This is a genomic window from Pedomonas sp. (assembly GCF_036515995.1).
Taxonomy (GTDB): Bacteria; Pseudomonadota; Alphaproteobacteria; order Sphingomonadales; family Sphingomonadaceae; genus Pedomonas.
This window is the reverse complement of sequence record NZ_DATBUP010000130.1, coordinates 1-3796: the sequence shown is the minus strand read 5'-3', so window position 1 is coordinate 3796 and position 3796 is coordinate 1. Positions and strand designations below refer to the sequence as shown.

Below are 3796 nucleotides of genomic sequence, written 5' to 3'. Positions count from 1 at the left end.
AAAGCTCTGGAAGACGCTTAGCCAACGATCTCGGTCTGAGCGAAGAAATACGCGATTTCGATCGCGGCGTTCTCCTGGCTGTCCGAACCGTGCACCGAGTTGGCCTCGATCGATTCAGCGAAGGTCTTGCGGATGGTGCCTTCGGCAGCATCCTTCGGGTTGGTCGCGCCCATCACTTCGCGGTTCTTCAGGACGGCATTCTCGCCTTCCAGAACCTGCAGCACGACCGGGCCGGAGATCATGAACTCGACCAGATCGTTGAAGAACGGACGCTCGCGGTGAACGGCGTAGAAGCCTTCTGCCTGGGCGCGGGTCAGCTGGGCGCGCTTCTGGGCAACGATGCGCAGGCCGGCGTCTTCCAGCATGGCGTTGATCTTGCCGGTCAGGTTGCGGCGGGTGGCGTCCGGCTTGATGATGGAGAAGGTGCGTTCAAGCGCCATGGCGTTCACTCCAAGTTGAGAAATCATTAAGGGAAAGGAAGTTGCGCGTCTCTATCTTCGAGGCGGGCAAAACGCAATGGGTCCATTGCGGCCAACAACGAATGACGCGGCGATTTTCAACGCTGTGATGTTCTCTGGTGCCTATGACCTGATCGCGGTCCGTCAGGCGGAGCGCTTCCAGCCGCCGCCGTCCTGCTGCTCCCAGTAGGCCAGGCTGTGCCCGCCCTGCTTCAGCACCTTCCAGTGGTCCCGCGCGGTCCGGGTCTGGCCGTCGTCCTGTCCGTCGAACAGGTAGAGCACCCGGTCATAGCCCTGCATGTCCTCGGGCAGAACATTATCCAGAAGCACCAGCACCTTGGCATCGTTGGGATTTTCTGCAGCCGCCGTGATGTATACCGGCTGGATGTCCGGTTGTGGGCTGGCGGGTGTGCCGTGCGGCAGGAACGAGGCCGGGTTGTAGGTCCAGAGGTAGGTGTCCACCTCTCTCACCCGGTCCTCGCTGCCTGCCCGGATCACGGTCCTGAGGTTCTGGCCATGCACCTTCTCCATCAGCCGCGCCAGCGCCTGAAGGGGTGCCGTCTGCGTGACGTGATAAAAGCTGACCTCGGCCATTCCCTCAGAAACTCCAGACGCTTACTTGGCTTCGTAGTTGTCGGCGATGAACTGGTCGAGCAGGCGCACGCCGTAGCCGGTCGCGCCCTTCTCCCACAGCGCCGCGTCCTTGTCGGACCACACCGTGCCGGCGATGTCCAGGTGCGCCCACGCCACGCCGTCCTTCACGAACCGCTGCAGGAACTGCGCGGCGGTGATGGAGCCGGCCTCGCGCGGGCCCACGTTCTTCATGTCCGCGATCGGCGTGTTGATGAGCTTGTCGTAGGCATCGCCCAGCGGCATGCGCCACAGCCGGTCGCCACTGGTCTTGCCCGCCGCGTCCAGCTGGCTGGCCAGAGTATCGTCGTTGCTGAACATGCCGCCGTACTCGTGGCCCAGCGAGATTACCATCGCGCCGGTGAGCGTGGCCAGATCAACCAGCACCTTCGGCTTGTAGCGGTCCTGCGCGTAGGCCATCACATCGCACAGCACGAGGCGGCCTTCGGCGTCCGTGTTGATCACCTCGATGGTCTGGCCGTTATAGCTCGTCACCACGTCGCCCGGGCGCTGCGCCGTGCCGGAGGGCATGTTCTCGACCATGCCGCACAGGCCGACCACGCGGCACTTGGCCTTGCGGGCCGCCAGCGCGCGCACCGCGCCGATCACCGCGCCTGCGCCGCCCATGTCCCACTTCATGCCTTCCATGCCGGCCGCCGGCTTGATGGAGATGCCGCCGGTATCGAAGGTCACGCCCTTGCCGACGAACACCACCGGCGCATCATCGCTCTGACCGCCCGTGCCGTCATACTCCAGAATGACCACCTGCGGCTCGTTGACCGACCCCTGCGACACGCCCAGCAGCGCGCCGAAGCCCAGCTCGCGCAGCTGCGCCTCGCCCAGCACTTCCACCTTCACGCCAAGGCCGGTCAGCTCCTGCGCCTTCTCGGCGAACGACTTCGGGTAGATCACGTTGCCAGGCTCGGAGACCAGATCGCGGGTGAAGAACACGCTCTCCGCCACGGCGGCCAGCCGGTCGTAGCGGCTCTGGGCGGCGGCGGCATCGCCGGTCTGCACCGTCAGGGTCTCCAGGCTCGGCTTCTTGTTCGCCGGTTCCTTGGTGCGGTAGCGGTCGAAGCGGTAGGAGCGCAGCCGTGCGCCGAACGCCAGATGGGCAGCGGCGTCCTCGGCCGGAACGTTCACGCCCTCGATGGAGGTCGCGTCAACCGTCAGCGCCGTCTCGCCGGTCGCGGCCAGCCGCGCGTAGAGCGCGCCGCCCGCCTTCTCCAGTTCGGGCAGGCCCGCCTTTGCCGCGTTGCCCAGCCCCACCACCACGAGGCGGCTGGCTTCCATGCCGGCCGGAGCCAGCAGTTCCAGAATCTGTCCGGCTTCGCCGTTGAAGCGGTTGGAGCGCAGCGCGCGGCTCACCTGCCCGCCCGTCGTCGCATCCAGCGACTGGATGGCGCCGGATTGAAGCGCGCCCTGCGAAACGAACACCGCAACCGCGCCGTTCTGAACTGCCCCGGACTGTGCTGCGCCCGTACCGAATGAGATCTTCATGGAGAGAATCCCTGCTTGAAGCCTGAGGAAGGTTATACCCGTACATAGCGATCAAACCGCATTCAGCAAAGGCGAACGGGAACGGAATGTTTCGGCCACCGTTGCACAAGCCAGCGGAGCGTGCTTTACACACGCCCACTTATTAACGAGGAAGGCCGCCGCTCGTGCATGTCCGCTTTCTGCTCTTTTTGCTGACAACGACGACGACCGCCCTGCCGGCGCTGGGGAACCAGGGTCTGGCGGTTGGTGGGCCGCAGTCCGGTCGCCCCGCCGTGGTCGCGGATCCCGGCGCCCCGGGCCAGCAGCCCCAGCCGCTGCGCTTCCCGGATTCGCCCGCTGCCAAGTCGCAGCCCCCCGCTCCCGTCAGCGCCGAGGACTCCGACGAAATCCTCTTCGAGGCCGACCAGCTCGATTACGACGTGAACAGCGAGGTCGTGACGGCCGAGGGCAATGTCACCATCGTGCGCGGCGGTCAGCGCCTCTCGGCCGAGCAGATCATCTACAACCGCCAGACCGGCTTCGTCGAAGCGCGGGGCAATGTCCGCGTGGTGGATGCCAACGGCAACGTCGTCACCGGCGACAAGGTGGAGCTGACCGATACCCTGCGTCAGGGCGTCGTCGACAACATCCTTCTCGTCCTCACCGACGGCTCGCGCCTTGCGGCCCGCACCGGCCAGCGCCAGGAAACCCGCTCCGAGCTGAACCGCGCGGTTTACAGCCCTTGCCACCTGTGCGCCGAAGGCTCCACCGAGGAGCGCCCGCTGTGGCGGCTGAAGGCGGTGAAGGTGCAGTACGATGAGGAGCGCAAGCGCCTCACCTACCGCCATGCCACGTTCGAGTTCCTGAACGTTCCCATTTTTTACCTGCCCTACATGTCCCACTCCGCGCCGGACGTGACCAAGGCCTCGGGCCTCCTGATGCCGGACATCTCCCAGAGCCGCGCGCTCGGCCTGTCTCTGTCCACGCCTTACCTGTGGAACATGTCGCCCAGCCGTGACCTGACCGTCACGCCCACGCTTTACACCGAGGAAAACCCCACCCTCGGGCTGGAATACCGCCAGCACGTCGGCTCGGGCGCGTTCCGCATCGGCGGTGTCGGCACCTACGCCTCGCGTGACTTCAACGAGGAAGACCCGACCGCCCTTGGCAATCGCGGTAACGACTTCCGCGGCTATGTCTATGCCAACGGCCAGCTCCAGCACACCAGC

Annotated in this window: 4 protein-coding genes; 1 reads left to right on the top strand and 3 read right to left on the bottom strand. The window is 65.6% G+C overall.

The window, feature by feature from the left end; genetic code table 11:
* Positions 1–17: 17 nt before the first annotated feature.
* From ndk to VIG90_RS10075, 3 genes are all read right to left on the bottom strand, one after another.
* Positions 18–440: a nucleoside-diphosphate kinase gene (gene ndk / locus VIG90_RS10085; RefSeq protein WP_331593381.1), complete on the bottom strand. Its 423-nt coding sequence runs from the start codon at positions 438–440 to the stop codon at positions 18–20.
* A 162-nt stretch (positions 441–602) separates the two neighbouring features.
* Positions 603–1052, bottom strand: a complete 450-nt coding sequence (locus VIG90_RS10080; protein WP_331593380.1) for a DNA polymerase III subunit chi — start codon at positions 1050–1052, stop codon at positions 603–605.
* 21 nt (positions 1053–1073) lie between these two features.
* Positions 1074–2588: a leucyl aminopeptidase gene (locus VIG90_RS10075; protein WP_331593378.1), complete on the bottom strand. Its 1515-nt coding sequence runs from the start codon at positions 2586–2588 to the stop codon at positions 1074–1076.
* Between the two features lie 164 nt (positions 2589–2752).
* Between VIG90_RS10075 and VIG90_RS10070 the strand changes: the two genes are divergently transcribed.
* A partial coding sequence (locus VIG90_RS10070) for an LPS-assembly protein LptD (protein WP_331593377.1) occupies positions 2753–3796 on the top strand: 1044 nt, incomplete at its 3' end.